Here is a 25,997-nt window from a genome sequence, read left to right on the forward strand (position 1 = left end):
TATCTTAAAGCTCGCGCCCAATTCCGTCCCGCTTCAGCACATCAAGCGCTTGGGCGGCGTTTTCATGCATCGGGTACAGGGCCAGCACCTTTTGGTACAGCCGTTCTGCCAGCGGCAGGTTACCGAATTCCTGCACCATCACGGCAAAACCGAAGATCGCGTTATAATTATCGGGGTTCAGGGCAAGTGCACGCTCCAGATCATCCATTGCAGGACCGTAAAGCCCTTTGCGATAATAGGCCTGTGCCCGCGCATGAAAGCCTTCGGCGAAATCAGGCGCGTGGTCTGTCAGCGCCGTAAGGTGATCAATCGCCAGCGGGAAATTCCCCGCATCCAGCGCGTCACGTCCCCGCTGCAGCAGCAAATCCATCGCTGCCGACCCGGACCGCGACCACAGATTCTCGACCTCGCGGGCCACCTTGGCCGCCTCCCCCTGCGGCGCATTGCGCAACTGCTCCAGCAACTGCGGCGGCGCAGGGTCGGCTGTCGCCATGCCACCGAGCAACACAAGGGGACCAAGTGCCGTAAGGTGACGTTTGAGGTTGACGGGTAACTTGCGCATAACAACAGTGAATGTAACAGGCTGCCGCCGCATTTCCAGACGTGTTGCAGCCGAAATGCCAAAAAGGACTCAAGATGAGCGACATTGTGAACGAAGCTGTAGTTGTGCTGAATGAAAAACTGCAAGGCAACGACATTGGCGGCACAGCCAAATTCGATATTGCCGGCGAAGGCTGCATCATGATGGACGACGCAGGTGCGCGTGCCGGTGACGAGCCTGCCGATGTGACGCTCAGCGCCGATGCCGACACATTCCGTTCGATCCTCGAAGGCGAGACCAACCCTACCGCCGCGTTCATGAGCGGCAAGCTGTCCGTGGACGGCGATATGGGGATGGCGATGAAACTGGCCGCCGCTTTGGCCTGATGCAGATCAGCCCCGCCCCCCTTTTCACCGATATCAAGCCTGGCCCCGAGGACGGTGCCGCCTATTGGCTACAAACATCGGATGGCAAGCGGATCAGGGTGGGGCACTGGCAACCCAAGGGGGCAAAAGGCACGGTCCTTTTGTTCCCGGGCCGCACGGAATATATTGAGAAATATGGGTTTTGCGCCGCCGAGCTTGCCGCACGCGGCCTTGCCACCTTTGCGGTGGACTGGCGCGGTCAGGGCCTGTCAGACCGGTTGACCGAAAACCCGCTGATCGGCCATGTCGATCTGTTTCAGGACTATCAGAAAGACGTTGGCGCGATGGTGCGTGCGGCGCGTGAATTGGGTCTGCCGCGGCCCTTCTTTTTGCTCGCGCACTCGATGGGGGGCGCGATCGGATTGCGCGCGGTGATGGAAGGGCTGCCGGTCAAGGCCGCCGCTTTCTCGGGCCCGATGTGGGGCATTCGCATGGCCCCGCACCTGCGACAACTGGCATGGGCCTTAACCCGGCTGATGCCGCACGTAGGCCGCGGCCTCAGCCTGCCGCCCGGCACCAAAATCCAACCCTATCCGGTCACGGAACCCTTTGAAAACAACATGCTGACCACCGACACACAGATGTACAGCATGATGCGCGATCAGGTTACCGCCCACCCCGAACTGGGGCTTGGCGGGCCAAGCTATGTCTGGCTGGGTGAGGCTCTGGCCGAAACCGCCCATCTTGCCAGTCGCGCCGCGCCGAACCTGCCCTGCGTGACCTTTGTTGGCAGCAACGAACGTATCGTCGATATGACCCGCATCCAAAGCCGCATGGGCAAATGGGCGGGCGGGCGGCTCGGAATTATCCCCAGTGGCGAGCATGAGGTGCTGCTGGAACAAGACGCCTTGCGCCGTCCGATATTCGACGCGCTGGAAAAGCTGTTTTTGGGCACGGTGACAAACTAACCTGTCCAACCGCCCTGCGCCGCCTATATTCTTGGCCATGACGCATGAACCAGTCCTGACCTTCAATGAAAACGGCATCTATTGCGCGGCGGGCGATTTTTATATCGATCCGTGGCGCCCTGTGGACCGTGCCTTGATCACCCATGGCCACGCTGACCATTCGCGATCAGGCATGGGGCGGTATCTGGCGACCGACGCGGCTCTCCCGGTGATCCGCCACCGGTTGGGCGACATCACTGCCGAAGGCATCGCCTACGGCGAAAAGCGCCAAATCGGTGGGGCGACAGTGTCGTTTCATCCCGCGGGCCACGTGCCCGGCTCGGCGCAGATCCGGGTCGAGGTGGGCGGCGAGGTTTGGGTGGCATCGGGCGATTATAAGGTAATTGACGATGGCCTCTCGGAGCCGTTCACGCCGGTCAAGTGCCACCATTTCATTACCGAGAGCACTTTTGGCCTGCCAGTCTTTCGCTGGGCCGATCAGGCACAGGTTGCGGCTGAGCTTAACGCGTGGTGGGCCGGTTGCGCGGCTGCGGGCAAGACTGCTTTCCTCGGGGCCTATTCGCTGGGCAAGGCGCAACGGTTGATCACCATGCTCGACCCCGATATCGGTCCAATCCTGACCCACGGTGCGGTTGAAAATACCAATGCGGTATTGCGCGCCCAAGGCATCACCCTGCCAGACACAATCCATGTCACCCCCGACCTAAACCCCAAGGACCATGCAGGTGCCTTGGTCATCGCGCCCCCCGGTGCCTTGGGCAGCCAGTGGTCGCGGCGTTTCGGCGCGCACGAGAGTGCCTTTGCCTCTGGTTGGATGGCGATGCGCGGGGTGCGCAGACGCCGCGCAGGGGATCGTGGATTTGTCATCTCCGACCACGCTGACTGGCAAGGATTGCTCTGGGCGATCAACGAGACGGGTGCAGAAAATATATATGTCACCCATGGTTACACGGACATCTTCAGCCGGTACCTCAACGACAACGGTTGGAACGCGCAGGTCGTACCAACCCAATTCGAAGGCGAAACCCTAGATGCGGATGACGCCGCATGAAACAGTTTGCCGAGCTATTCACCGCCATTGACCAAAGCAACAAAACCACCGTCAAAGTCGCAGCGCTGGCTGACTATTTTAGCAATGCCGCCGAGCAGGACCGGCTGTGGACCATCGCGCTATTCTCTGGCCGCCGTCCGAAACGTGCCGTCACTACAACCCGCTTGCGCGAATGGGCGTCCGAGGCTTCGGGCGTGCCCTTGTGGCTGTTCGAGGAAAGCTATGCCATCGTCGGCGACCTGGCCGAAACCATCGCGCTGGTACTCCCGCCCAACCCGTCTGACGACAGCCGGAGTCTCGCGGACTGGATCAATGCCTTGCGCGGCTTGGCCGAGGTTGATGAGCCTGCCCGTAAGGCTTTCGTGCTGGAGGCATGGCAGCATCTGGGTGGGTCCGAACGGTTCTTGTTCAACAAGCTGATCACCGGCGGCTTTCGCATCGGGATCAGCCAAAAGCTGATGACCCGCGCCTTGGCCCAAGCCACCGGCAAGCCGGAGCCGGAACTGGCGCACCGGTTGATGGGCAACTGGCACCCCGACGATGTCACATGGCACAGCCTGATCGAGGCAGAAGACGCCTCCGCCGATGCCTCGCGCCCCTACCCCTTCTACCTCGCCTATGCACTTGAAGCCGCACCGGAGGATCTTGGCCCGCCCGCTGACTGGCGCGCCGAGTGGAAGTGGGACGGAATTCGCGGCCAGTTGATCCTGCGCGACGGCGAGTATTTCGTCTGGTCACGCGGCGAAGAGTTGATGACAGACCGCTTCCCAGAACTGGCCCGCGCGATTGATCACCTGCCCTCGGGTACCGTACTCGACGGTGAATTGCTGGTCTGGCCGCAGGACGCGCCGCTGCCGTCTTCGTTCAACAAACTGCAAGCCCGCATCGGCCGCAAGACAGTGCCGAAAAAGCTGCTGCAAGAGGCGCCCGTGGTGCTGCATGCCTACGACCTGCTGGAATGGCAGGGAGAGGACATCCGCCATCGCCCCTTCGCCGAGCGTCGCGCCTTGCTGGAGGCCGCCTGTGCCGATCTGCCGCCTGAGGCGCCGGTCAGGTTGTCGCCACAACACCAGTTCACGGACTGGTCGCAGCTTGGCATCCTGCGCGAGAACGCCCGTGACGCGAACGCCGAAGGCTTGATGCTCAAACGCGGCGACAGCCCCTATCTGGCGGGGCGCAAGAAGGGCGATTGGTGGAAATGGAAGCTTGATCCGCTGACCATCGACGCGGTGATGATCTATGCGCAATCCGGCTCCGGCAGGCGCGCGAACCTGTTCACCGACTTCACCTTTGCGGTCTGGAACGGCAATGACCTTGTGCCCTTCACCAAGGCTTACTCCGGCCTGACTGACGCTGAATTCCGCCAAATCACCGCTTGGGTGCGCAAAAACACGCTCGAACGCTTTGGTCCGGTGCGCAAGGTCACCCCGCATCATGTGTTCGAGATCGCCTTCGAGGGCATCCAGCCCAGCCCGCGCCATAAATCCGGCGTTGCCCTGCGGTTTCCGCGCATGTTGCGCTGGCGCAAGGACAAACCCTTGCAGGAAGCTAACACGCTGGACGATCTCAAAGACATGCTGGCGCTTTACGGCTGACGCGCTGCTTGTCCCCGCCCGCCACCGCGCATAGGTATGGGCAAACGCATTAAACGAGGTACCGCCATGTTCCAGCTCCCCTTTCCTGTCCGCGATGCCAATGCCGGTTCCGGCGCCAAAAACCTTGGCAATCTGCCCGAATGGGACCTGAGCGACCTTTATACCTCCGAAGACGCGCCCGAGCTAAAGCGTGATCTGGATTGGCTGGAGGAAGCCTGTGCCAGCTTCGCCGCCGATTACGAAGGCAAACTGGCAGGTATTGATGCCGCAGAGTTTCTGAATTGTGTGCTGCGCAACGAAAAGATCAACCAGATCGCAGGGCGGATCATGTCCTTTGCCGGACTGCGCTACTATCAGCTGACCACCGACGCGGGGCGTGCAAAGTTCCTGTCCGATTGTCAGGAAAGAATCACCAATTTCACCACGCCGCTGGTATTCTTCACGCTGGAACTGAACCGGCTCGAGGATGACCACCTCGACAACCTCTTTGCCCAAAGCGCCGAACTGGCCCGCTACAAACCCGTCTTTGACCGTATCCGCGCGATGAAGCCGCACCAGCTTTCCGACGAGCTGGAGAAGTTCCTTCACGATCTCGGCGTGGTGGGCGACGCATGGGAGCGGATGTTCGACGAGACCATCGCAGGGCTTGAGTTTGACGTGAACGGCGAAACGCTGGGCATCGAAGGTACGCTGAACCTGTTGACAGACCCCGACCGCGAACAGCGCCAAGCCGCCGCCGAAGAACTGGCCGATGTCTTTACCCGCAACGTCAAAACCTTTGCGCGGGTGCACAACACCCAAGCGAAGGAAAAAGAGATCGTCGACCGCTGGCGCGGCATGCCGACCCCACAGACCGGACGCCATCTGTCCAATCAGGTCGAGCCCGAGGTTGTCGAGGCGCTGCGCAATGCTGTGGTTAACGCCTATCCAAAGCTCAGCCACCGTTATTATGAGCTAAAGCGTAAATGGCTGGGGCTGGAGCGTATGCAGGTCTGGGACCGCAACGCCCCCCTGCCGATGGAAGACCCGCGTATCGTTGATTGGGCGCAGGCCGAAACAATGGTGATGGACGCCTATACCGCCTTTGATCCGCGCATGGGCGAGCTGGCGAAACCGTTCTTCAGCGATGGCTGGATTGATGCCGCCGTGAAGCCTGGCAAAGCGCCCGGTGCTTTTGCCCACCCGACCGTCACCAACGTGCACCCCTATGTGATGCTCAATTACTTGGGCAAACCGCGCGACGTGATGACGCTGGCGCATGAGCTGGGCCACGGTGTCCATCAAGTGCTGGCTGCTGATCAGGGCGAAATGCTGTCCTCCACGCCGCTGACGCTGGCCGAAACCGCGAGTGTTTTTGGCGAGATGCTGACCTTCCGCAAGATGTTGGAGAACGCCAAGACCAAGACAGAGCGTAAGGTGCTGCTCGCGGGCAAGGTCGAGGACATGATCAACACGGTCGTGCGCCAGATCGCCTTCTATGATTTCGAGTGCAAGCTACATGACGCCCGCCGTGGCGGCGAGTTGACGCCCGATGACATCAACGCGCTGTGGATGTCGGTTCAGGCAGAATCGCTCGGGCCAGCCTTTGACTATATGGACGGGTATGAGACCTTCTGGGCCTATATCCCGCACTTCGTGCATTCGCCCTTCTACGTCTATGCCTATGCCTTTGGCGACGGGTTGGTGAACGCGCTCTATGCGGTTTACGAACAGGGCGAAGCCGGCTTTGAGGACAAGTATTTCGACATGCTCAAGGCTGGTGGCTCGAAGCACCACAAGGAGCTGCTCGCCCCCTTCGGGCTGGATGCCTCTGACCCTGCGTTCTGGGACAAGGGACTGTCGATGATCTCTGGCTTCATCGACGAGCTCGAAGCGATGGAAGAGTGACACCGCAACCCCAGCGGCCGACCCGTGGCTAAGCGCCCTGCCCGGATAACATGGCGGCAGCGTCTGAACCGCTTTTTGGCATGGGTGCGGCTGCGGGTGCCGTTTGGTTTGCGGCTGCTTTTGGGGATCGTACTGATCTGCGGCGGGCTGCTGGGGTTCTTGCCCATTTTGGGTTTTTGGATGATCCCGCTGGGGATCGCAGTTGCTGCACTTGATATCAAGCCGATGCTCCGCCGATGGCGGAACCGCCACCGGGAGTGATTATTTAAGCTGGCTGTCCTTGGAGCCGCGGCGGTTGATGCCGCCGCGCTGCTGGGCCTGACCGTCACGTTCGCGCACACAGTCAATGCAGAGCTTGACGCCGGGCAATGCGTCGCGCCGCGCCTGCGGGATCGGCTCTTCACACTCCGCACAATGGGTCCGGCTTTCACCGACTGGCGTTTTGCGGGCTTTCAGCCGCGCCAACTCGTCGTTGATTGATGCTTCGATCTGCTCCGAGACCGCGCCATCCTTTGCCCATCCACCAGCCATATTAAGCCCTCCATTTGACTTTATGTAGGGTGTCTTTGGCCCCTTACCACCCATGGCGATCCGGTTTTCCCAAAGCAGGGTGTGCGCAAAAAAAATGCACCCCGAAAGGTGCAGTTGAGCGTGAAAAAGGGGCAGTGTTCAGGCGGCCTTCGACAAGCCATTCCGATGTGTGCGGTTTAACAGGATCGAAAGCCGGACAGCGCTCTCGATCAACCGTGTGCGCAAGTTGTTGTCCTGGCCGTGGCCCAGCAGAGGCACGCTGGTCAATACCCGCGCGGTATGTGGCGGCTGGGCTGGATGGGAGAGATATGTCACCGTCACAAAGGCTTCGATGCGGCAGAAATCGCGGCAATGGTGGACCTGCTGAATGTCGGCATCCAACACCCGCAAAGACGGAGCGCTCTGAGCGGCTTTGCGTCCGATTGGAATTGGGTCACTGGGCGTGGAGTGTGGCGCGTTCATGCTCAACGTGATCGGAGCGTAGGCCACGTCATTTTCAGTCGTTTTCTCATTCATCATCATATCTTTACCTCAACGTAATCTTTACTGGGCTTTATACTTAGACCCTTCGTAACTGCGTTATCGCTTCTGCGCGTCGGCCTTTTTGCCAACCTGTTCCTCAGTTGGTGGCGGCGAAATAAGGCAAGAATGAGGCGGGATGGTGGCGACAGTTGGCCGATTCAACCAAAAGGAAACTTTTCTCGCGTTTTTATTAAAATTTCCGCGCGCAAACTTACAGACGAATGAGTTTGCATCTAATTCTGACCATTCAGCCAGTCTTCCTGTTCTTGAGTTTCTATCGATTCATCGAAGTGATTTCGGACCAATCCGATCGCCTCGGAAGCCGGCAAACCGCAGCCCATCAAAAGCAATGCTGCGATCATCCCGCTGCGCCCCGCCCCATGTCGGCAGCACAGCGCGACGGTCTCGCCTGCCACGAGCGCTGCAAGAAACGCCGCCTTGCGCTGCGGCCACCCCGCCATGAAAGCGGCCTCGGGCACCGAGTAGTCCGCAATCGCCGCAAACTGCACATCAATCGCCAGACTTGCGGCCGCGGCCCTTACTAACGCAAAGGCCCCATCGGGCAGTTCCGCTTCCTCGGGCAGCACCAGGAGCCGCCGCGCACCGGTATTTCTCAGCGTTACGAGCGTTTCGTGCAATCTCTCCCGATCAATATACGGTGTCCCCTCCGCTCGTAATCTGAGCCCCGGAAAGCCCGCCGTAGAGATGTAACCGCCGCGCTTGGTAGGTATCATCGTGCGGATCGACGTCGCATCGCGGTCGAAAGTGGGCGGCAAGGCGGCCTGCATTACAGCTCCTGATTCTATCGGCAGTCCGATCTGATACGCGCACTCACGTCAGCGCGGCAATCGCTCATCTGCGCCGCGCGAAGCTCAATAACGCAAAAAGCCCCGCCGAAACCGGCGAGGCTTTTTAATTGGCTTAAGCAACCTAGGTTCAGGCTGACGCCATCATGCCCTTTTCCTTCGCCAGATCGCGCATCCGCTTTTGCAGCTTTTCAAACGCACGCACCTCAATCTGGCGAATGCGCTCGCGGCTCACATCATACTGGCCCGAAAGATCTTCGAGCGTCACGGTCTCGTCCGACAGGCGACGCTGGGTCAGAATGTCCTTCTCGCGGTCATTCAATATGTCCAACGCTTCAGCCAACATCTCGCGACGGGTCTCTAACTCGTCTTTCTCGGCATAGTCACCGGCTTGATCGGCATCCTTGTCTTCCAGCCAATCCTGCCACTGCATGGTCCCCTCGCCTTCGGAGCCAACAGTCGCGTTCAAGGACGCATCCCCGCCCGACATCCGCCGGTTCATCGAGATCACTTCCGCCTCGGTCACGCCAAGCTGCGTGGCAATAGTGGTCACATTCTCGGGGCGCAGATCGCCTTCTTCCAATGCGCCGATCTTGTTTTTGGCTTTGCGCAGGTTGAAAAACAGTTTTTTCTGGCCGCTTGTCGTGCCGAGTTTCACCAAGGACCACGAGCGCAGGATATATTCCTGGATCGAGGCACGGATCCACCACATCGCATAGGTCGCAAGGCGGAAGCCCTTTTCGGGATCAAACCGCTTCACGGCCTGCATCAATCCGACATTCGCCTCCGAGATAACCTCGGCCTGTGGCAGCCCGTAGCCGCGATAGCCCATGGCGATCTTTGCCGCGAGGCGCAGGTGCGATGTCACCATCTTATGCGCAGCTTCAGTGTCTTGTTCTTCGACCCACCGCTTGGCGAGCATGTACTCTTCTTCGGGTTCCAGCAGAGGAAACTTGCGAATTTCCTGCATATACCGGTTCAGACCGCCCTCGGGCGTCGGTGCCGGAAGATTTGCGTAATTGGCCATTTTGTCCCTTTCCCCTTCTATCGGGGCCCATGTTTATGGGCTTAACATAGCATATGGAGAGCATGGCATGTCTTTTCAAGACAAGGTGCCGCGCATTCCTGTTCACATTTGCACAGCTGACCTGCGCAGGGAACTCCCCCTGCAGCAGGTTCACGCGCCTGTGCACTTCATGTCAGATTAACGTTTCGGGATGGTTGCCGTTCCTCCCTTCGCCCCTCACGGGCGGAGGATCGCCTAGACAGGCAGGCGTAGCACATCCAGCAGATCGACCATATCCTGCGGCAAAAGCGCTTCAAAGCGGATCGCCTCACCCGTTACCGGATGCTCGAAACCCAAAACTGCAGCGTGTAAAGCTTGCCGCGAGAACGCACTGATCGCATCGGCAGCAGCCTGAGGCAGCGCCGCTTTCGGCAATTTGCGCCGCCCGCCATAGGTCGGGTCGCCGATGAGGCTGTGGCCCGCATGGGCCATATGCACCCTGATCTGGTGCGTGCGTCCGGTTTCGAGCCAGCATTCCATAAGCGCCAGAACCGCGGGGGTGCCAAACCGCTCGACTGTGCGGGCGCGGGTCACGGCGTGACGCCCGCCTTGAAACAACACCGCCTGCCGCTGCCGGTCTGTGCGGTGGCGCGCAAGTTGGGTGGTCATCTTGAGGATATTGCCCGGCTCAAAAGACGCGCCGCGAATGCCGCGCAGACGCGGATCATTGGCATCAGGCACGCCGTAGACGACACATTGGTAATACCGCTCGACGGTGTGCTTTTCAAACTGTGACGCAAGCCCGTGGTGGGCCGCGTCGGACTTTGCCACCACCAGCAAGCCGCTAGTTTCTTTATCAATCCGGTGCACGATACCGGGCCGCTTGACCCCGCCCACGCCGGACAGGTTGTCGCCGCAATGGGCCATGAGCGCATTAACAAGTGTGCCTGACGGCGACCCCGGCGCGGGGTGCACCACCATGCCCGAGGGTTTATTCACCACGACCAGATCATCATCTTCGAACACGATCTCAAGCGGAATGGCCTCGGCGCCAATATGGCTCTCTTCGGCTTCTTCCACCTCGATATCGATCTGGTCATCCTCATTCACCCGCGCACGCGGATCACGCACCACCTGTCCGGCAACCTTGACCGCACCCTGTTCAAGCAACTTCATCAGCCGCGTCCGCGACAGGTTCGCATCCTCTGGCACATCCCGCGCCAGCGCCTTATCAAGACGCGGTGGCGGGCTGTCCGCGATGATGAATGTAATTAGGCGGTGCGACATGACTGATCCGATGGAGACTGCGGAACCGGCAAATCTGCGGTTCCTGCGACGGTTGGTGACGGTGTTGACCGTGGTGATGATTTTCGGCGTTCTAGTGGTGATTGGCCTGCTTGTCACGCGCCTGTCTGGTCGCGGGCCTGAATTGCCTGCCAGTATTACGCTACCGGATGGCTCGGAGGCGGCGACTTTCACGATGGGCGACGGCTGGTATGCGGTTGTCACTACCGACGATCGCATCCTGATTTTCGACCGGTTGAGCGGGAATCTGCGGCAGACTTTGCAGATCGACTGACCCGCCCAGAAGCGTTCAGAAGCTAATCGCCCAAGTCTGTTCCACATTCGGTTTGCCAAAAGACACGACTGGTTTGCTCTCCACCAGCGTCCAACCGTTGCGCGCATAGAGCGCGCCTGCGGCGGCATGGGATTCGTGTGTCCAAAGCTGCATGCCCTTATACCCTTCTGCGCGGGCAAACCCCATACAGGTTTCCAGCATCTCGCGGCCCAACCCCTTACCGCGCGCATCAGGAGTCAGCACGAACAGCCGTAGTTTGGCAGTCGCCTCGTCTGACCGGACGCAAAAGACACTGCCCAACCGCTGGCCTCGCTGACAAGCGATCCAGCCTGCCTCACAAGCACGATCATGATTTCGCAAAAAATCGTCGATGATCGAGGCAACAAGCACGCCAAAGCTGCTGTCGAACCCCTCTTCGCGGGCATAGTGCACCTGATGCTGTTCGATCAGCCAATCCCGATCAGCGGCTTCAAATCTGCGTATCTCAAGGTTTTCCATCGGCGCAGCATGCCACCATGAACCCTTGCCTTTCAAGCCGCCACAGGCTAGCGATCATGGCCACCGAAACGGAGAATACCATGGGCATCGACACAGAACGCGACATCGAAGCAAACCTTCAGATCGGCCCGACCGACAAAGGCATGGTGCGCCTGTTTGTCGAAGGTAAGGGCTTTGAAATCCCGATGGATTTCACTCCTGAGGAAGCCTACGAGATCGCGGAAGAGATCATGGCAGCCGCCCAGCGTGTTGATGGCGGCAAAAAGCGCCGCTAACTGCGCTAGCCCAACTTGGGCGCGCATTTCTGGGTGAACTGCTCCGGTTGATCAGCCTTCCCAAACCCTTCAGCCCCAATCGGGCAACATCTCGGGGTCGCGCAGGCGGTGCAACCGCCGCGCTGCGTGAAAGGCAAACTTTTGCACCATCACCTTGCGCCGCGCAGGCGCGAGCTTGGTCTCGGGACCGGTGCGCACAATCTCCCCGCCATAGCTATCCGCAATGATCAATCCCGTCTCAAACGGCAGCAGGTCTGTGTCAAAATCCGAGTCCACAGCCCAAAAGAACCTGTCACACCACGGCAGATACCCCTGCCATTTGGCATCTGACAGATAGTCGGCACGGCTCGACTTGCACTCCACCACCCAGATCTCGCCCTTTGGCCCCAAAGCCATCACATCCACCCGCAGACCACGGGTGGGAACCAGTTCCTCCACGCAGGCGAAGCCGTGACTGGCCAAATGCCGCGCCACGCCCCGCGCCAAAAGCTGACCTGCCTGCAATTCAGGGCGCAACGGTTGGAAGTCATCATGAGCCATAGCGTCCTTTTACGAACAATACGTGAACATTGGCAAGCCCCCTGCATCCGTCGCCCTATTCAGGTGGCATTTTGCCAGCCCGTGCCTATCTTAAGAGTTGGCCAAGCTGGGGAATTTTATGACGGATCACGACGGCACCGATCGGGCGCGGGCACGCGGCGTGCGCTATGCAATCGAGCTGCAGGGCCACCTGACGTGGTTGGAAACGTTTTCCGGCACCGCCTTGGGTGTGCTGGCAGTGGCATCAGGCATCTACACCTACTTGGGCGTCTCGTCTTTGCTGGATGACACTGGTGCGATGTCAGCTTTTGCCGCAATCGCCTATTCCGTCGCGGTTTCGGTCGGTATCTTTGTTTTCTGGTCCTACATGATGCGCCTGTTTCCGGCGGTGCGCGGTGCGCGGGCGCGGGTTGGCCTGCTTGGCACAATGGGCTTGGGCTCGGTTGCCATCATCGCCATGTCGAGCTGGCTCAACGCTGCCGCTCTGGCAGGCTCCGCGGCCGTCGAACAACACCTCGCCGAAACCGTACAGGACTATCAAACCTCGCTGGAACGTGCGCATGAGATTGCCGTTTCCGCTCAAGGGTTGGAACGTGACGTCGCCCGCGTACGCCAGAGTTTCGAGGACCTCAGCGAACAAGAGGCGACCGGAAACCTCTCCGGTCTTGCCGGACGCGGCGCGGTGTTTCGGGTGTTGCGGCAGAAATCTTCCGAGCTCACCGGACTTGAGACCCAGATCGCGACCCAATCCCCACTGGTCGATGCGGCCTTTGCCGAGGGCAACCAGATCCTCAGCAAAATGCGCTCTCTCACCGTTGAACCCGGCCCTGTTGAAGCCCGTTCGGTCGAGTTTTCCGAAGCCGCCGTACGCCTTGCAGGGCTAATCACCCAGTTGCGCCAACTGTCTGTTGCGCCCTTGGTTGAGCGTGCCGCACAAGATCTCGCCGCCTCGGTCGTGCTGCCCGAGCTTGACGGCAGCACAGCAGAAACTCGCACCGCGCAGGGGGCGACAATCACCTCGGTTCTCGAAGTGCTGACCCAACGCGCCACGACGCTGGAGCGCGCCGCGCAAGCTGTTCTGGCGATGCCGCCACCAACGGAGACAACTTATACCCCGATCTCCAGCGCCGATGCGGTGATCCTATATGCCCGCAATTTTGTGCCGTCTTGGGCTGGTGCCATCGCCATTGATCTGCTGCCCGCCGTGCTGGTTTTCATTCTGGCAATCACACAATCGGCCATCCGCTCCGGTCGCGAAGGCAGCGCCATCGAAGACACCTTGACCCTGACGGAACTGCGCGCCGCCCTGCTAGCGCTGCGCGAGATGGAGGGGGCGATGGGTACTGGAGGGGGGTTCGGCAACTCTGCTCCCACCGAGCCGCCCAAAGCGGTGCCCGATGCCGAGCCGCAGCCGTTGGCCCAAGAAAAGGCTGCGCATGTCACGCCGCTGAAAGCCACATGAGCGACCCCGCCCCGCCCGTTGCGCCGCGCAACCCGATCCGGCGCATCCTGACGGGCGTGCTGATCTTTCAGCTCGGCCTTGGCATCATGCTGTTCTGGGGCGACCTGCAATCAGGTTTTGCCCTGCCCGGCTTCGGTCCCCGCGCCCCGTCCCTGACCGAGCCGATCCGCCCCGGCGACCAGACCCGCCGCTTTCGCGAAGATCGCGCCCCTGCCCCCGGCCAGCCGATGCCCTCGACCGATCTGCCTGACCGCCTGACTCTCACCTCGATTGAGGCTGGCAAGTCGGCGTTGCTCGAGGGCGCCATCGTCCAGGGTGACGCCGAGCGGATTGCCAAACAGCTCGATGCCATGCTGCCCCAGCTTGAGCGGGTCTACCTCAATTCTTCTGGCGGATCGGTGCAGGATGCGCTCGCCTTAGGCCGCCATTTGCGTGACGCAGGCCTGATCACTGCGCTGCGCGAGGGTGACATTTGCTATTCTGCCTGCCCCTACCTGCTGGCCTCCGGTGTCACACGCGAGATCCCCGAGACCGCTTATGTCGGCGTGCACCAGCACTACTTCGGGCAAAGCACGCTTCTGCCTGCTTTCGTGGCTGTTGAAGACATCCAGCGCGGTCAAGGCGATGTTATGGGGTATCTCGATGACATGGGGATTGATCCCTTGGTGATGCGCCACGCGCTTGTCACCCCGCCCGATGAAATCTACGTGCTGCTGCCCGAAGAGCTGCGGGCATACGGGTTTATCCAGTCCGCGCCCTAATCCATTCCCCAGCCAGCAAAGCATCAACGCTTGACATGATACCTTTTGGTATCTATTAAAGTGATACCGTTAAGTATCACTAAGGCGCTACCACGCCGCCGCATCCGAAAGGGCTAACCCCATGACTGCTGCCCAAGCCGACGCTGCACAAAATACCTTTCGCGCGCTAGCCGACCCAACCCGCCGCGACATCCTGCGTTTGCTGGGAAATCGCGATATGACCATTGCCGAAGTCTCCGACAGTTTCGACATGACCCGCGCGGCAGTAAAGAAGCACCTCACCGTGCTCAGCGATGGCGGGCTGATCACCGTTCGCACCGAAGGTCGCACCCGCATCAACGCGCTTGACCCACAGGGCTTCGCGCCCGTCCTTGGCTGGCTCGAGTACTTCGACGACTTCTGGGACGACCGCCTCCTCGCCCTTAAATCTGCACTGGAAAGGAACCAACCATGACCGACACCATCCTGCGCAAGACGATTTACCTCAAGGCCAGCCGCGAAGAGGTCTGGGCCTATCTTACCCAACCCGAAAAGCTGGCGATCTGGTTTCACGCGCCAAAGTCCCCGCTGGTGGAAGGCGAAGAACTGGCGCTTTACGGCGCAGAGAGCGGCGACAAAATCTGCTGGGGCGAGGTCCGCACTGCCCGCGCGCCAGAGTATCTCGAATATACATTCACAATCAAACCGTTGAACGGCGCCTTCACTACCGTGCGCTGGACGCTGGAGGATGTCGCCGCAGGCACCCGCATGTCGCTGGAACACGAGGGCCTACCAGCTGATCTTCCGGGTTTCGACCTGACATTGGCGCTCGATAAGGGTTGGGAGGGCCATATGGGGCAAATGCGCGATCACATTCATAATATCACCCCTTAAGCCCCTTGCCGTGGACCCGTCGCAGGCCTACCTATGAGCTGTGACGGGTTCTGCCCTGTTCGTGAGACGTTACATTCCAGTGGCCTTAAGCAAATCCGAGGGAGCTGGCTCTGATCGAGCCCTGGTTCGATTACCTGGCGCCCACCTGTACATACAGGTCCTCGGGAATAATAAAACTGACCGGCAGCGGTGGTCCCGTCACACTCCATCTTCGCAAATGGTCAAAGGCGTTGGCCGGTCCCCCCAAGGGGCACCGAAGCCAGATGCAGTTCATTTTTCAATAGTCTTAGAAAATCAGCGCTGCTTAAGGCCCCGCAAAGCCTCGGATCAGAAATCCTTGGGCCGCTCTTCACGCGCCATGTGGTCAAGCACCGCATTCACAAAGCTCGGCTCTTTGCTCTCAGGGAAGAACGCCCGTGCCACATCAACATATTCCGAAATAACAACTTTGGGCGGCGTATCTGCGTTGCGCAGCTCGGCCCCCGCCGCGCGGAATAGTGCCCGCAACGTCGGGTCGATCCGCCCCAATGGCCACTTGGCCACCAACGCTCGGTCGGTCTGCTGGTCAATCGACGCCTGATTGCTCACCGCAAGGTCGAGAACCTCACCGAACAGGCTGATATCGCCGTCCAGCATCTCTTCGCCCTCATAGGTCGCCCCGAAGCGGTGCTCAAGAAACTCGGCCCGCACCGTATCAGTGGTCTGCGAGGAATGCTCCATCTGGAACAATGCCTGCACGGCATAAAGCCGCGCTGCCGATTTCATCTTGCGTTTCTGGTTGCCTGAAAGGCCCGGTGCCGAATTTGTCATGCGCTTGTGGTTCCGTCTGGGTCGCCTGCCATCAGGGTATCTTGTCCCTGAGGCTTGAAGCCGATGCCCTTGCTTTGGCTGCCCCACTTACGGCCCAGTGCGATCAGATGCAAGGCCGCAGCCGCCGCGCCGCCACCCTTGTTCTGTCCGTCAGGATCAGCGCGTACCGCCGCCTGTTCAAAGTTCTCGACCGTCAGGATGCCATTGCCGATGCACAGCCCCTGCAAGCCCAACAACTGCAAGGCGCGCGAGCTGTCGTTGCACACGGTCTCATAGTGGGTGGTCTCGCCGCGGATCACACAGCCTAGCGCCACATAGCCATCAAAGCTGCTGCGCCGGTCGGAAATACCGATAGCTGTGGGGATTTCCAGCGCGCCGGGCATCTCGATGACATCCCAAGCAGCGCCCGCCGCTTCCAGTTCCGCCTTGGCACCGCTCAGCAAACCATTGGCGATGTCACTGTAATAGGGCGACACGACGATCAATACTTTTACAGGGCGATCAAATTCGGGCCGTGGCAAAACGGTGTGCGACAAGGAAGCTGCCATTGGGTTTACTCCGCAGTGATCGGACGGGTGCCGACAATCTCAAGGTCATAGGCGTCCAGACCCAGATAGCGGGTCTCGGGGTTATCGGTTAGCAATACCAACTGGTGCACGCCGATAGAGGACAGGATTTGCGCGCCAAGCCCGGTGCGCTTGATGGTGCGCGGGCCTTCATCTTCATCACTGTCCAACCGCAGACGCGGGTAAGGATCGCGGAACAGGACAACAGCACCCCGGCCTTCGGCTGCGACAATCTCCATCGCGCGGGGCAATTCATCGGCAGGGCTCGGCCCCAGACCCAAAATATCTTCCAGCGCGTTGACCGCATGGGTCCGCACCAGAACAGGCGCAGGCGTTGTCAAATCACCCTTGCTCAAGACAACATGGTCGGTGCCGGTAATCTGGTCGCTAAACACCCGCATCAACCACTCGCCACCATACGCAGAAGTCACGGTGCGGCTGTCGCGCTCGACCAACAAATTGTCGTGCTTGTGGCGATAGGCGATCAGGTCGCTGATCGTGCCGATTTTTAACCCATGCTCACGGCCAAAAGTCACCAGATCCGGCAACCGCGCCATAGTGCCGTCTTCTTTCATGATCTCACAGATCACGCCCGACGGGTTCAGCCCCGCCAAGCGACTGATGTCGACGGCCGCCTCGGTATGTCCCGCGCGGACCAAGACACCACCATCGCGCGCGCGCAGCGGAAACACATGGCCGGGCGTCGCGATATCCGCAGCCCCCGCCTGCTGGGAGATCGCCACGCCGACAGTCAAAGCCCGATCTGCGGCTGAAATCCCCGTACTCACGCCTTCGCGCGCCTCGATTGACACGGTAAACGCTGTCTCATGGCGCGAGGAGTTGTTCACTGCCATCATCGGCAAGCCGAGATGGTCAATCCGGTCCGAGGTCATCGGCAAGCAGATCAATCCGCGCCCATAAGTGGCCATAAAATTGATCGCAGCCGCATCGGCAAACTCGGCCGCAATGACCAGATCACCCTCATTCTCGCGATCCTCGTGATCGACCAGAATAAACATCCGCCCCGCGCGGGCTTCTTCGATGATCTCTTCAATCGGCGCAATGGCGCCAGACAGTTCCGCTTCAACCGGACCAGGCGTTTCAAATGTCATGGCAGCATCCCCTTCTCGCTTGTCCGGCTCTTAGCCCACCGATGGCGCAAAGACCAGTGTCACAGCACTGCCGCTCCTGCTTCATTTGGCCAAATAAACTCAAACACCGACGGTCCAGCAAACACCACTGCTCCAGATGCCGCGCAGGTCGTTATCCTTGCGCTGCAAAATACCGGTTCGCACCAACAAACCCTGCCGCGCGCGCCGCAGCCGTCCAGTCGCGCTCCAGCCCTGTGTCCCCGATGATCAACACCTGATCCCCGGCCAGCTTACGACCGGTGACAAAGCCGCTCAGATGCGTCTGCATCTGCGACCAGCTAACAGTGAATTTCGGAGCCAGCGCGGTGGCGTCCAAAACTCCATTGGCACTCTGCACCGCCTCTGCCCGCAAAGGGCGATGCACAAGCGCCAGCTTCTGCGCACCCTGCACAGCGGCCAAGGCCGCCTCACGCGCCAAGGGCATCTGCGGCGCGTCCACATGCATCACCCGCAGTGCGTTCGAGGAAAACAGCAACGCCATAATATCGCGCCCCGAGGCTTTGCGCACCGCCGCATAGGTCGGATAATCCAACCCCAAGGCATGGGCACGGGCCACATGCATCTTCACCACCATCAGCGGGATCGTCTTGGGCATCGCCTCGGCACGGGCCTGTTGCCACTGGAAGGTGCGCCATTTCAGACCACGCTCCATCGTCGGGCCTTGGTTATGCCCGATCCCCGCCCTCATGACATTTCTGCCAAGCGCGCCACATAGCGCGCCAGAGTGTCGATCTCCAGATTGATCCGGTCGCCCACGGCAACATCGCCCCAGGTCGTCACTTCCTTGGTATGTGGAATGAAATTGATCCCGAAGTCGCATCCGTTGACCTCGTTCACTGTCAGCGAGGTGCCGTTCAGCGCGACAGACCCTTTCGGCGCGATAAACCGTGCGAGATCTTTGGGTGCGCGCAGGGTGACGCGGGTGCTATCGCCCTCATCGGCCATCGCCACCACCTCGGCCACGCCATCAACATGACCCGACACAATATGCCCACCCAATTCGTCGCCAACTTTCAGCGCCCGCTCTAGATTTACCCGTTTGCCAACCTGCCAGCCGTTGTGGCCGATATTGGTCTTTTCTACAGTCTCGGCGCTGATCTGGACCTCGTACCAATCCGGCCCCAGGGCCACGACTGTCAAGCACACCCCGTCCGAGGCGATCGACGCCCCCATATCAATGCCATCCGTTTCATATCCGGTGCGAATACGCGCCCGCAGGTCGCCTTGCTGTTCGACCGCGACAACACTGCCGATATCCGTGACAATTCCGGTGAACATGACAGGCTCCTTCAGTTAGGCTCGTCTTGGAGTTAAACCCGCGCTCACAGGCTGGCAAGGCGGTGAGCGTCATATTTTCGCCGCCTTCCCATGGTGAAACAAGGCACTGACGCGCAATTCGAAGGACGACCATGCCACATCCTGCCCCCGACACACGGGTATTTTTGTTCCTGCAAGGGCCACACGGGCCCTTTTTCAACCGGCTGGGCAAGATGCTCCGGCTGGCGGGGGCCGAAGTTTGGCGGGTTGGTTTCAACGCGGGCGACCGTGCTTTCTGGTTTCATCCGCGCAGCTATATTCCTTATCGCGGCACCGCCGACGACTGGCCCAGCACCTTTGCCAGTCTGATCAACGAAAAACAGGTCACCGACATCGTGCTTTACGGCGATACCCGCCCGATCCACGCCAAAGCGGTTGCGCAGGCCCGCGCCCGCGGCATAACCGTGCACGTCTTTGAGGAAGGCTATATGCGGCCCTATTGGGTCACCTATGAGCGCGGCGGAACCAATGGCAATTCGCGCCTGATGGAGATGACGATCCCGCAGATGCAAGAAGCGCTAGCCAAATCGGATATGGAAGCGCCGCTGCCCCCCGGCCATTGGGGCGACATGCGCCACCATATCTTTTACGGCGCGCTCTATCATTGGTTTGTGATGTTCCGGAACGGCGATTATCGCAATTTCCGCCCGCATCGCAGCCTGACCGTCACCAAGGAGTTCCAGCTTTATATCAAGCGCCTGCTGCTGATGCCGGCACTGGCCCTAGACCGGTTGATCGCTACCCTGCGCATCCGCTGGGGCGGCTTTCCCTACCACCTTACCTTGTTGCAGCTTGAACATGACAGCTCGTTCCAGATGCATTCGCCTTTCGAGACGATGGCGGATTTCCTCGAACTGGTGATCGACGGTTTCGCCAAAGGTGCGCCGCAACACCACCATCTTGTCGTGAAAGCGCACCCGCTGGAGGATGGCCGCGTGCCCGTGCGCCGCGACATCAAACGTTTGGCGAAAAAGTTGGGTGTGGCGCACCGCGTGCATTACGTGCGCGGCGGCAAACTGGCCCAATTGCTTAACGATGCGCGCAGCGCAGTCACGGTGAACTCTACCGCAGGCCAGCAGGTTTTGTGGCGCGGCATCCCGCTCAAGGTCTTTGGCCGCGCGGTTTATTCCCAGCCAGAGTTTGTCTCCGAGCAACCCCTGCCGGAGTTTTTCGCTGGCGCCAGCCGTCCCGATAACCGCGCATATAAGGATTACCGCCGCTATCTGCTTGAAACCTCGCAAATTCCGGGCGGGTTTTATGCGGCACGCGGGCGCACACAACTGCTGCGGCAGGTGGTCGATATGATGCTCAGCCCGCATGACCCCTACGACGCGCTTGAGCTTGGGACCGCGGCCCCACGGCAACAGTTGCGCGCCGTTACATGAAGGGCTGCCCCTAAGCGTCTAGATTTTCAAATGAACCTGCGCTAGCGTCGCGGTAATTACGTCGGATTAACTGGCGAATTCGAGGCAGAACGAAATTGGTCGAGGAGACCGGGCAGTGAAATCCTTTTCTATCCGGTGGGCGCGTCCCATCGCAGTTATTGCGGCTCTGGCCGTCGTTTCGTCATGTGGTTTGCCGCAGGTCGGCCCGAATAAGCGACAGATTTACGCAGGTTCGGTGCAAAAAGAAGGCGACGCCTTTATCGTCGCCGTCAATGACCGCGTGACCCGCGCCACCGCCGTGACACCCGCACTTGGGTTCTCCCAATCCTTCCTTAACGCATCGCAGCTTGGGTCTGATACGATCCGCGCCGGTGATGTTCTGGGCATCACCATCTATGAAAACGTCGATGACCCCTTGCTGGGCGTCGAAGGTGCACCCGCCACCCTGCTCGAAGAAGTGCAGGTTGATGGCGCAGGTTTCATCTTTATTCCTTACGCTGGCCGGATCAAAGCGGCGGGCAACACGCCTGACGCAATCCGCCGGATCATCACCACCAAGCTGGGCGAACAGACCCCTGATCCGCAGGTCGAAGTCCGCCGCGCGGCGGGGGATGGCTCTACCGTTTCTTTGATTGGCTCAATCGGGGCACAGGGCGTCTATCCGATCGAGCGTCCGACCCGCACCCTATCCGCCATGCTGGCCCGCGCCGGTGGCGTCACAATCCAGCCCGAGATTGCCCAGATCACTGTTGTGCGCGGCAATGCACGCGACAAAATCTGGTTCCAGGACCTCTACCGCAATCCGGGCCTTGATATCGCCCTGCGCGGCGGCGACCAAATTCTGGTTGAGGAAGACACGCGCTCCTTCACCGCGCTCGGTGCGACGGGTGGGCAGGCACAGGTGCCCTTCGAGACACAGAACCTGTCGTTGCTGGAAGGCATCGCCCAGGTCGGTGGCCTGAACGCAGGTACGGCAGACCCGACTGGCGTGTTCATCTTCCGCAACGAACCTGTCGAGATTGCCTCACAGGTGTTGGGCCGCAATGATCTGCAAGGCACCCAGCGGATGGTTTATGTCATTGACCTCACACGCCCTAACGGCATGTTCATGGCCCGTGATTTCGTAATCCGCGACCGCGACACGCTTTATGTCACCGAAGCGCCTTTCACCCAGTGGAGCAAGGTTATCTCGGCGATCACCGGCACTGCGGGATCGGCATCAAGCCTGTCTTCGCTGGCCTCAAGCGGCTAACGCGGCGCGCGTGGCTCTGGGCCCCGACCTCTATGATACTCCTGTCGCTGGACCCCGAAAGGTCCGGCGACTTTTCGTTTATAATGGCGGCTTTCTGACCCAGCGGCGGGTGCGGCGCATTTTGCACCTCGCAGATTATTCCCTGCATCTGGGCCTGCCGCGCGAGGGCGATGCTGTCGCAGTCTGGGGCAATTCGCCCACCGCGCATCGCGGGCTGGCAGTTGCAGCCAAACGGCAGGCGCCGGTTGTCACGGTCGAAGACGCGCTGCTGCGCTCGCTGCATCCGGGGCGCGGGGGCGAGCCGCCGCTGGGCTTGCTGATCGACCACAAGGGTGTGCACTTCGACCCGACACGCCCCTCTGATCTGGAAACCCTGCTGGCGACGCATCCGCTGGACGATACCGCCCTGCTGAACCGTGCCCGTGGCGCCATGGCGCGGATCGCCGAGGCGCATCTGACGAAATACACCGCCTTTGATCCTGCCACCCCTGCCCCCGCGCCGGGGTATGTGCTGGTCATCGACCAGACCCGCGGAGATGCCAGCGTCACGGCCTCTGGCGCAGATCGCGGCCGGTTTCTGGAGATGCTGGTGTTTGCCCAAGAGGAACACCCCGGCGCGCGGGTGATCATCAAGTCGCACCCTGAAACGACACAAGGTCACCGCGCGGGGTATTTCGGCCCCGAGGACGAAAACGAGCGCATCACTCTGTTGCGCGATCCGGTCAGCCCTTGGGCGCTATTTGAAGGCGCTGTCGGGGTGTATACCGTGTCATCGCAGATGGGGTTCGAGGCGATCTTTGCTGGCCATTGCCCACGGGTCTTCGGCCAGCCGTTTTATGCCGGATGGGGGCTAACGGCAGACGAGTTTCCGGTGCAGCGCCGCCAGCGGGTATTGACCCGCGCACAGCTGTTTGCAGGCGCGATGATCCTCTATCCGACATGGTATGACCCGCACCGCAATCAGCTGTGTGATCTGGAGACTGCAATTGAGGCTTTGGCGGCGCAAACACGCTGCTGGCGCGAAGATCATGCCGGATGGATCGGCTCCGCCATGCGGCTATGGAAACGCGGACCGTTGCAGCGGTTCTTTGGCCAGCATCGGCGGATGCGATTTGAGGATAATCCGGCCAAAGCCAGTGACACCGGTAAAACTGGCGGGCGGCGCTGGATGGTCTGGGCCGCCAAGGCCACAGAGGCCCATGAAGGCGCTGTGCGAGTTGAGGATGGGTTCCTGCGCTCCAAAGGTCTCGGCGCGGCGCTGGTGCCACCATTGTCTTTGGTCTGTGATGATCTCGGAATTTACTATGATCCCTCGGGTCCGAGCCGTCTGGAGCGCCTGATTGCCCTGCGCGCCAAGATGCGCCCCGACCAGATCCTGCGGGCTCGCAGGCTAATTGATGCCTTGGCCGCGCGCGGGGTGAGCAAGTACAATCTTGGTGGTCAGGCCAATATGCAGGACCTGCCTGCGGGTAAACGCATTCTGGTCCCCGGTCAGGTGGAGGATGATGCGTCAATCCTCACTGGCACCGATAAGGTTCGCACCAATCTCGCGTTGTTGCAGGCCACTCGCGCCGCTAATCCCGATGCGGTGATCCTCTATAAACCCCATCCGGATGTCGAAGCGGGCCTGCGGAAAGGCGCGATTGATGCGGCACCCTTGGCCGACCGTGTATTGGCGCAAGCCGATCCGATGGCTTTATTGCAGACTGTAGACGAGGTCTGGACCATGACTTCACTGCTCGGCTTTGAAGCCCTGCTACGCGGCGTGCCTGTCGTGACTTTAGGCGCGCCGTTCTATGCCGGTTGGCGGCTCAGCGATGATCGCGGTGATGTGCCGCCGCGGCGGCGGGCGGATGTGACCCTTGAGGGGTTGGTACATGCCACGCTGATTGATTATCCGCGCTACGTCGATCCGGTGAGCGGGCTGGCCTGCCCTGTCGAGGTGGTGGTGGAGCGGTTGGCAAGCGGGACGGTACCGCGCCCGAGCGCAGGCAACCGGATGTTGTCAAAGGCGCAGGGCATTTTAGCGAGCCGCAGCCATTGGTGGCGCGGTTAGCAAGCGGTGAATTTGAGTTTACTTGGCTAAATGAAGCTGCGCTAGCGGACCCAATGATGCAGCACGTCCGGGCCGATGCGGCGGGTCTCGTGGAGCGTAAAGCGGGGTGCTTCGGCGAGGCGCGACAAGCCCATGGCGCCGATGCCGGGCAGGCCCTCGGCACCGATAACGACGCCCGCTGTCATTCCGATCAGGTGGTCGACGAGGTCGGCGTCGATCAGCGAAGCCGCCAGAGCCGCGCCGCCCTCGCAGAAAATCCGCGTCAAGCCGTGCTTGCCGAGCTGTTGCAAAACATCGGCAGCGTCAAGCTGTCCGGCGCGGATCGCGCAGGGGAGTAGGGTGGCGCCAATGTCACGCCATGTGTGGATCAGAGTGGGCTCGGCATCAGCGCCGTGGCACAGCACCAGAGGGATGTGTTTCGCGCTGCGGGCCAGCTTGCTCATCAGCGGCAGATCAAGGCGGCGGGAGATCACGACGCGGACCGGCTGGGCCTTGATGCCAAGGCCGCGCACGGTCAATTCGGGGTCATCCTTGCGGGCGGTATTGCCCCCAACCATCACCGCGTCGTGACGGCTGCGCATGGCATGGACAAGTCGGCGCGCGGGCGTGTCGGTAATCCATTGGCTTTCGCCGGTGCCGGTGGCGATGCGGCCATCAAAACTGCTTGCCAGTTTGAGCGTAAGCATCGGACGGCCCAGATCGGTGCGGGCAAAAAATCCGGCGTGATCGGCACGGGCCTCGTCCTCTCGCAGACCGGTGGAGACCACGATGCCCGCTGCCTGCAGCATCGCCAACCCCTGCCCGTCGACACGAGGATCACTGTCGGTGGTGGCCACGACGACGCGGGCGATGCCTGCATCAATCAATGCCTGAGCGCAGGGCGGCGTGCGCCCGTGATGGGCGCAGGGTTCTAGCGTGACATAGGCCGTAGCACCGCGCGAAGCGGGACCAGCCTGCGCCAGTGCTTCGGTTTCGGCATGGGGGCGTCCACCCGATTGGGTGCAGCCGCGCCCGACAATGCGGCCTGCATTGACGATGACACAGCCCACCGCCGGATTAGGCCAGACACGACCCTGCCCGCGCCGCCCCAAGGACAGCGCGAGCGCCATAAATCGCGCATCAGCAGCGCTGTGGGCGGTCACTCTTCGGCGGCAGGATCGGGGCGCAGCTCCTGCACAAATTTGTCAAAATCATCCGCAGCCTGAAAGTTTTTATAGACGCTGGCAAAGCGCACATAGGCCACGGTATCAATCCGCGCCAAGGCCTCCATAACGATCTCGCCGATCTGTTTGGAGCCGATGTCAGTCTCGCCGGTGCTTTCAAGACGCCGGACAATGCCGCTGATCATCTGGTCGATACGCTCAGGATCAATTGGCCGCTTCTGCATCGAAATGCGGATCGACCGTTCAAGCTTGTCGCGGTCAAAATCTTCGCGTTTGCCAGAGGTTTTAATTACCACGAGGTCGCGCAGTTGCACCCGCTCATAGGTGGTGAAACGTCCGCCGCACGCCGGACAGAACCGCCGCCGCCGGATCGAGACGTGATCCTCTGCCGGACGGCTGTCTTTTACCTGTGTGTCGATATTTCCGCAAAACGGGCAGCGCATGGCCGTTCCCCTTTTCTATCCTGCCTGACTTGTGGGCCTTTTCAGCCACTTCCCGAAACTTATAGGACGGACGCGAGGTTTTGGGTAGCCATGATTTTAAACGCTAGATGTTGCGTTGGGATGTGTGACATTGCGTCACCGCTCTTGCTCAGCCCAAGGGCATCAAACAAGCGGCCACGTGGCGGCGGTGCGGGGCGCTGCGATGCTCGAATACATAGATGCCCTGCCATGTGCCCAAGCGCATTCTGCCGTCTTTTACGGGGATGTTCAGGCTGACCGGCATCATCGCCGCCTTGATATGGGCTGGCATATCGTCGGGTCCCTCGGCCGTGTGGCGCAGGTACTGCATGGCAGGATCACTCGCGGGCGGCACAAGGCGGCTGAAGTAGGCCTGTAGATCGCGACAGACATCCGGATCGGCGTTTTCCTGTATCAAGAGCGAGGCAGAGGTGTGTCGGATCATCAGCGTCAACAGCCCGTCACCCTGCGTACAAAGCCAGCGGGTAACTTCGGAGGTAAACTCGTAAAGGCCCGCGCCGGAGGTTGTGATAGTGAATTCATGTTGCATGGCGGGAGGATGACCTTTGGTGCAAG

Annotated in this window: 31 protein-coding genes and 1 other RNA gene; 16 read left to right on the forward strand and 16 right to left on the reverse strand. The window is 60.5% G+C overall.

The features are described 5' to 3' along the window. Positions 1–4: 4 nt before the first annotated feature. On the reverse strand, positions 5–562 hold the full coding sequence (locus tag BM174_RS00225) for a tetratricopeptide repeat protein (RefSeq protein WP_093921823.1): 558 nt from the start codon (positions 560–562) through the stop codon (positions 5–7). Positions 563–636: 74 nt separating this feature from the next. Between BM174_RS00225 and BM174_RS00230 the strand changes: the two genes are divergently transcribed. The 6 genes from BM174_RS00230 to BM174_RS00255 all read left to right on the forward strand — a co-directional run bounded on the left by BM174_RS00230 (position 637) and on the right by BM174_RS00255 (position 6,668). Beyond that, positions 637–927 (forward strand): SCP2 sterol-binding domain-containing protein, encoded by a 291-nt coding sequence (locus BM174_RS00230; protein WP_093921824.1) that lies wholly within the window; start codon positions 637–639, stop codon positions 925–927. Next, complete coding sequence (locus BM174_RS00235; protein WP_093921825.1) at positions 927–1,874, forward strand: alpha/beta fold hydrolase; 948 nt, start codon at positions 927–929, stop codon at positions 1,872–1,874. Before BM174_RS00230 ends, BM174_RS00235 begins: the two co-directional genes overlap by 1 nt. Positions 1,875–1,911: 37 nt before the next feature. Further along, positions 1,912–2,925 (forward strand): ligase-associated DNA damage response exonuclease, encoded by a 1,014-nt coding sequence (locus BM174_RS00240; protein WP_177209373.1) that lies wholly within the window; start codon positions 1,912–1,914, stop codon positions 2,923–2,925. Next, a complete protein-coding gene (locus BM174_RS00245) occupies positions 2,922–4,520 on the forward strand; it encodes an ATP-dependent DNA ligase (RefSeq protein WP_093921827.1) in 1,599 nt (532 codons plus the stop codon). Before BM174_RS00240 ends, BM174_RS00245 begins: the two co-directional genes overlap by 4 nt. A 66-nt stretch (positions 4,521–4,586) precedes the next feature. Beyond that, a complete protein-coding gene (locus tag BM174_RS00250) occupies positions 4,587–6,407 on the forward strand; it encodes a M3 family oligoendopeptidase (RefSeq protein WP_093921828.1) in 1,821 nt (606 codons plus the stop codon). A 24-nt stretch (positions 6,408–6,431) separates the two neighbouring features. After that, entirely contained in the window at positions 6,432–6,668 is a 237-nt protein-coding gene (locus BM174_RS00255; protein WP_093921829.1) for a hypothetical protein, read from the forward strand. On the opposite strand, the gene BM174_RS00260 is transcribed toward BM174_RS00255, so the two are convergent. The 5 genes from BM174_RS00260 to BM174_RS00280 all read right to left on the reverse strand — a co-directional run bounded on the left by BM174_RS00260 (position 6,669) and on the right by BM174_RS00280 (position 10,559). Next, the gene (locus BM174_RS00260) at positions 6,669–6,938 is read right to left on the reverse strand and encodes a DksA/TraR family C4-type zinc finger protein (protein ID WP_093921830.1); all 270 of its coding nucleotides are present in this window, start codon (positions 6,936–6,938) and stop codon (positions 6,669–6,671) included. 138 nt (positions 6,939–7,076) lie between these two features. Beyond that, complete coding sequence (locus tag BM174_RS00265; RefSeq protein WP_143092401.1) at positions 7,077–7,460, reverse strand: hypothetical protein; 384 nt, start codon at positions 7,458–7,460, stop codon at positions 7,077–7,079. A 233-nt stretch (positions 7,461–7,693) separates the two neighbouring features. Continuing rightward, positions 7,694–8,248 carry a protein-tyrosine phosphatase family protein gene (locus BM174_RS00270; protein ID WP_093921832.1) on the reverse strand — a complete coding sequence of 185 codons (555 nt, stop codon included), beginning with the start codon at positions 8,246–8,248 and terminating at the stop codon, positions 7,694–7,696. Between the two features lie 148 nt (positions 8,249–8,396). Then, positions 8,397–9,293 carry an RNA polymerase sigma factor RpoH gene (gene rpoH, locus BM174_RS00275; protein ID WP_093921833.1) on the reverse strand — a complete coding sequence of 299 codons (897 nt, stop codon included), beginning with the start codon at positions 9,291–9,293 and terminating at the stop codon, positions 8,397–8,399. 234 nt (positions 9,294–9,527) lie between these two features. Next, a complete protein-coding gene (locus BM174_RS00280) occupies positions 9,528–10,559 on the reverse strand; it encodes an RluA family pseudouridine synthase (protein WP_093921834.1) in 1,032 nt (343 codons plus the stop codon). On the opposite strand from BM174_RS00280, the gene BM174_RS00285 reads away from it, so the two are divergent. Next, positions 10,558–10,851 (forward strand): DUF6476 family protein, encoded by a 294-nt coding sequence (locus BM174_RS00285; protein WP_093921835.1) that lies wholly within the window; start codon positions 10,558–10,560, stop codon positions 10,849–10,851. The two genes, BM174_RS00280 and BM174_RS00285, sit on opposite strands and share 2 nt — an antisense overlap. Positions 10,852–10,866: 15 nt before the next feature. Here BM174_RS00285 and BM174_RS00290 read toward each other — a convergent pair whose 3' ends face one another. Next, a complete protein-coding gene (locus BM174_RS00290; protein WP_093921836.1) occupies positions 10,867–11,349 on the reverse strand; it encodes a GNAT family N-acetyltransferase in 483 nt (160 codons plus the stop codon). Positions 11,350–11,429: 80 nt separating this feature from the next. Between BM174_RS00290 and BM174_RS00295 the strand changes: the two genes are divergently transcribed. Beyond that, complete coding sequence (locus BM174_RS00295; RefSeq protein WP_093922220.1) at positions 11,430–11,624, forward strand: DUF6324 family protein; 195 nt, start codon at positions 11,430–11,432, stop codon at positions 11,622–11,624. A gap of 69 nt (positions 11,625–11,693) precedes the next feature. On the opposite strand, the gene BM174_RS00300 is transcribed toward BM174_RS00295, so the two are convergent. Further along, the gene (locus BM174_RS00300; RefSeq protein WP_093921837.1) at positions 11,694–12,164 is read right to left on the reverse strand and encodes an MmcB family DNA repair protein; all 471 of its coding nucleotides are present in this window, start codon (positions 12,162–12,164) and stop codon (positions 11,694–11,696) included. Positions 12,165–12,282: 118 nt separating this feature from the next. Between BM174_RS00300 and BM174_RS00305 the strand changes: the two genes are divergently transcribed. The 5 genes from BM174_RS00305 to ssrS all read left to right on the forward strand — a co-directional run bounded on the left by BM174_RS00305 (position 12,283) and on the right by ssrS (position 15,460). Beyond that, positions 12,283–13,626: a hypothetical protein gene (locus BM174_RS00305; RefSeq protein ID WP_093921838.1), complete on the forward strand. Its 1,344-nt coding sequence runs from the start codon at positions 12,283–12,285 to the stop codon at positions 13,624–13,626. Continuing rightward, positions 13,623–14,387 carry a COG3904 family protein gene (locus BM174_RS00310; RefSeq protein WP_093921839.1) on the forward strand — a complete coding sequence of 255 codons (765 nt, stop codon included), beginning with the start codon at positions 13,623–13,625 and terminating at the stop codon, positions 14,385–14,387. The genes BM174_RS00305 and BM174_RS00310 overlap by 4 nt, the downstream gene beginning before the upstream one ends. Positions 14,388–14,508: 121 nt before the next feature. After that, complete coding sequence (locus tag BM174_RS00315; RefSeq protein WP_093921840.1) at positions 14,509–14,841, forward strand: ArsR/SmtB family transcription factor; 333 nt, start codon at positions 14,509–14,511, stop codon at positions 14,839–14,841. Further along, entirely contained in the window at positions 14,838–15,260 is a 423-nt protein-coding gene (locus tag BM174_RS00320; RefSeq protein ID WP_093921841.1) for an SRPBCC family protein, read from the forward strand. The genes BM174_RS00315 and BM174_RS00320 overlap by 4 nt, the downstream gene beginning before the upstream one ends. A gap of 44 nt (positions 15,261–15,304) precedes the next feature. Continuing rightward, positions 15,305–15,460: non-coding RNA, 6S RNA (gene ssrS / locus BM174_RS00325), on the forward strand. Between the two features lie 127 nt (positions 15,461–15,587). Here the strand turns inward: ssrS and nusB are convergent. The 5 genes from nusB to BM174_RS00350 form a co-directional block, all read right to left on the reverse strand. After that, entirely contained in the window at positions 15,588–16,070 is a 483-nt protein-coding gene (gene nusB, locus BM174_RS00330) for a transcription antitermination factor NusB (protein ID WP_093921842.1), read from the reverse strand. Next, positions 16,067–16,618, reverse strand: coding sequence for a 6,7-dimethyl-8-ribityllumazine synthase (locus tag BM174_RS00335; protein ID WP_093921843.1), 552 nt, complete (start codon positions 16,616–16,618; stop codon positions 16,067–16,069). The genes nusB and BM174_RS00335 overlap by 4 nt, the downstream gene beginning before the upstream one ends. Before the next feature lie 5 nt (positions 16,619–16,623). After that, on the reverse strand, positions 16,624–17,748 hold the full coding sequence (gene ribB / locus BM174_RS00340; protein ID WP_093921844.1) for a 3,4-dihydroxy-2-butanone-4-phosphate synthase: 1,125 nt from the start codon (positions 17,746–17,748) through the stop codon (positions 16,624–16,626). A gap of 151 nt (positions 17,749–17,899) precedes the next feature. After that, on the reverse strand, positions 17,900–18,475 hold the full coding sequence (locus BM174_RS00345) for a hypothetical protein (protein WP_093921845.1): 576 nt from the start codon (positions 18,473–18,475) through the stop codon (positions 17,900–17,902). After that, entirely contained in the window at positions 18,472–19,065 is a 594-nt protein-coding gene (locus BM174_RS00350) for a riboflavin synthase (protein WP_093921846.1), read from the reverse strand. Before BM174_RS00350 ends, BM174_RS00345 begins: the two co-directional genes overlap by 4 nt. A gap of 131 nt (positions 19,066–19,196) precedes the next feature. Between BM174_RS00350 and BM174_RS00355 the strand changes: the two genes are divergently transcribed. From BM174_RS00355 to BM174_RS00365, 3 genes are all read left to right on the forward strand, one after another. Beyond that, positions 19,197–20,489: a capsule biosynthesis protein gene (locus tag BM174_RS00355; protein ID WP_093921847.1), complete on the forward strand. Its 1,293-nt coding sequence runs from the start codon at positions 19,197–19,199 to the stop codon at positions 20,487–20,489. A 115-nt stretch (positions 20,490–20,604) separates the two neighbouring features. Continuing rightward, entirely contained in the window at positions 20,605–21,741 is a 1,137-nt protein-coding gene (locus tag BM174_RS00360) for a polysaccharide biosynthesis/export family protein (RefSeq protein ID WP_177209374.1), read from the forward strand. Positions 21,742–21,751: 10 nt separating this feature from the next. After that, entirely contained in the window at positions 21,752–23,797 is a 2,046-nt protein-coding gene (locus BM174_RS00365) for a capsular polysaccharide biosynthesis protein (protein ID WP_245766216.1), read from the forward strand. Positions 23,798–23,838: 41 nt separating this feature from the next. On the opposite strand, the gene ribD is transcribed toward BM174_RS00365, so the two are convergent. The 3 genes from ribD to BM174_RS00380 form a co-directional block, all read right to left on the reverse strand. Beyond that, positions 23,839–24,906 (reverse strand): bifunctional diaminohydroxyphosphoribosylaminopyrimidine deaminase/5-amino-6-(5-phosphoribosylamino)uracil reductase RibD, encoded by a 1,068-nt coding sequence (gene ribD, locus BM174_RS00370; RefSeq protein WP_093922222.1) that lies wholly within the window; start codon positions 24,904–24,906, stop codon positions 23,839–23,841. 29 nt (positions 24,907–24,935) lie between these two features. Then, on the reverse strand, positions 24,936–25,403 hold the full coding sequence (gene nrdR, locus BM174_RS00375) for a transcriptional regulator NrdR (protein WP_093921849.1): 468 nt from the start codon (positions 25,401–25,403) through the stop codon (positions 24,936–24,938). Positions 25,404–25,551: 148 nt separating this feature from the next. Then, positions 25,552–25,971, reverse strand: a complete 420-nt coding sequence (locus BM174_RS00380) for a secondary thiamine-phosphate synthase enzyme YjbQ (protein ID WP_093921850.1) — start codon at positions 25,969–25,971, stop codon at positions 25,552–25,554. Between the last annotated feature and the right edge of the window lie 26 nt (positions 25,972–25,997).

Origin of the sequence: Sulfitobacter brevis (genome assembly GCF_900112755.1) — a bacterium.
Lineage (GTDB): Bacteria > Pseudomonadota > Alphaproteobacteria > Rhodobacterales > Rhodobacteraceae > Sulfitobacter > Sulfitobacter brevis.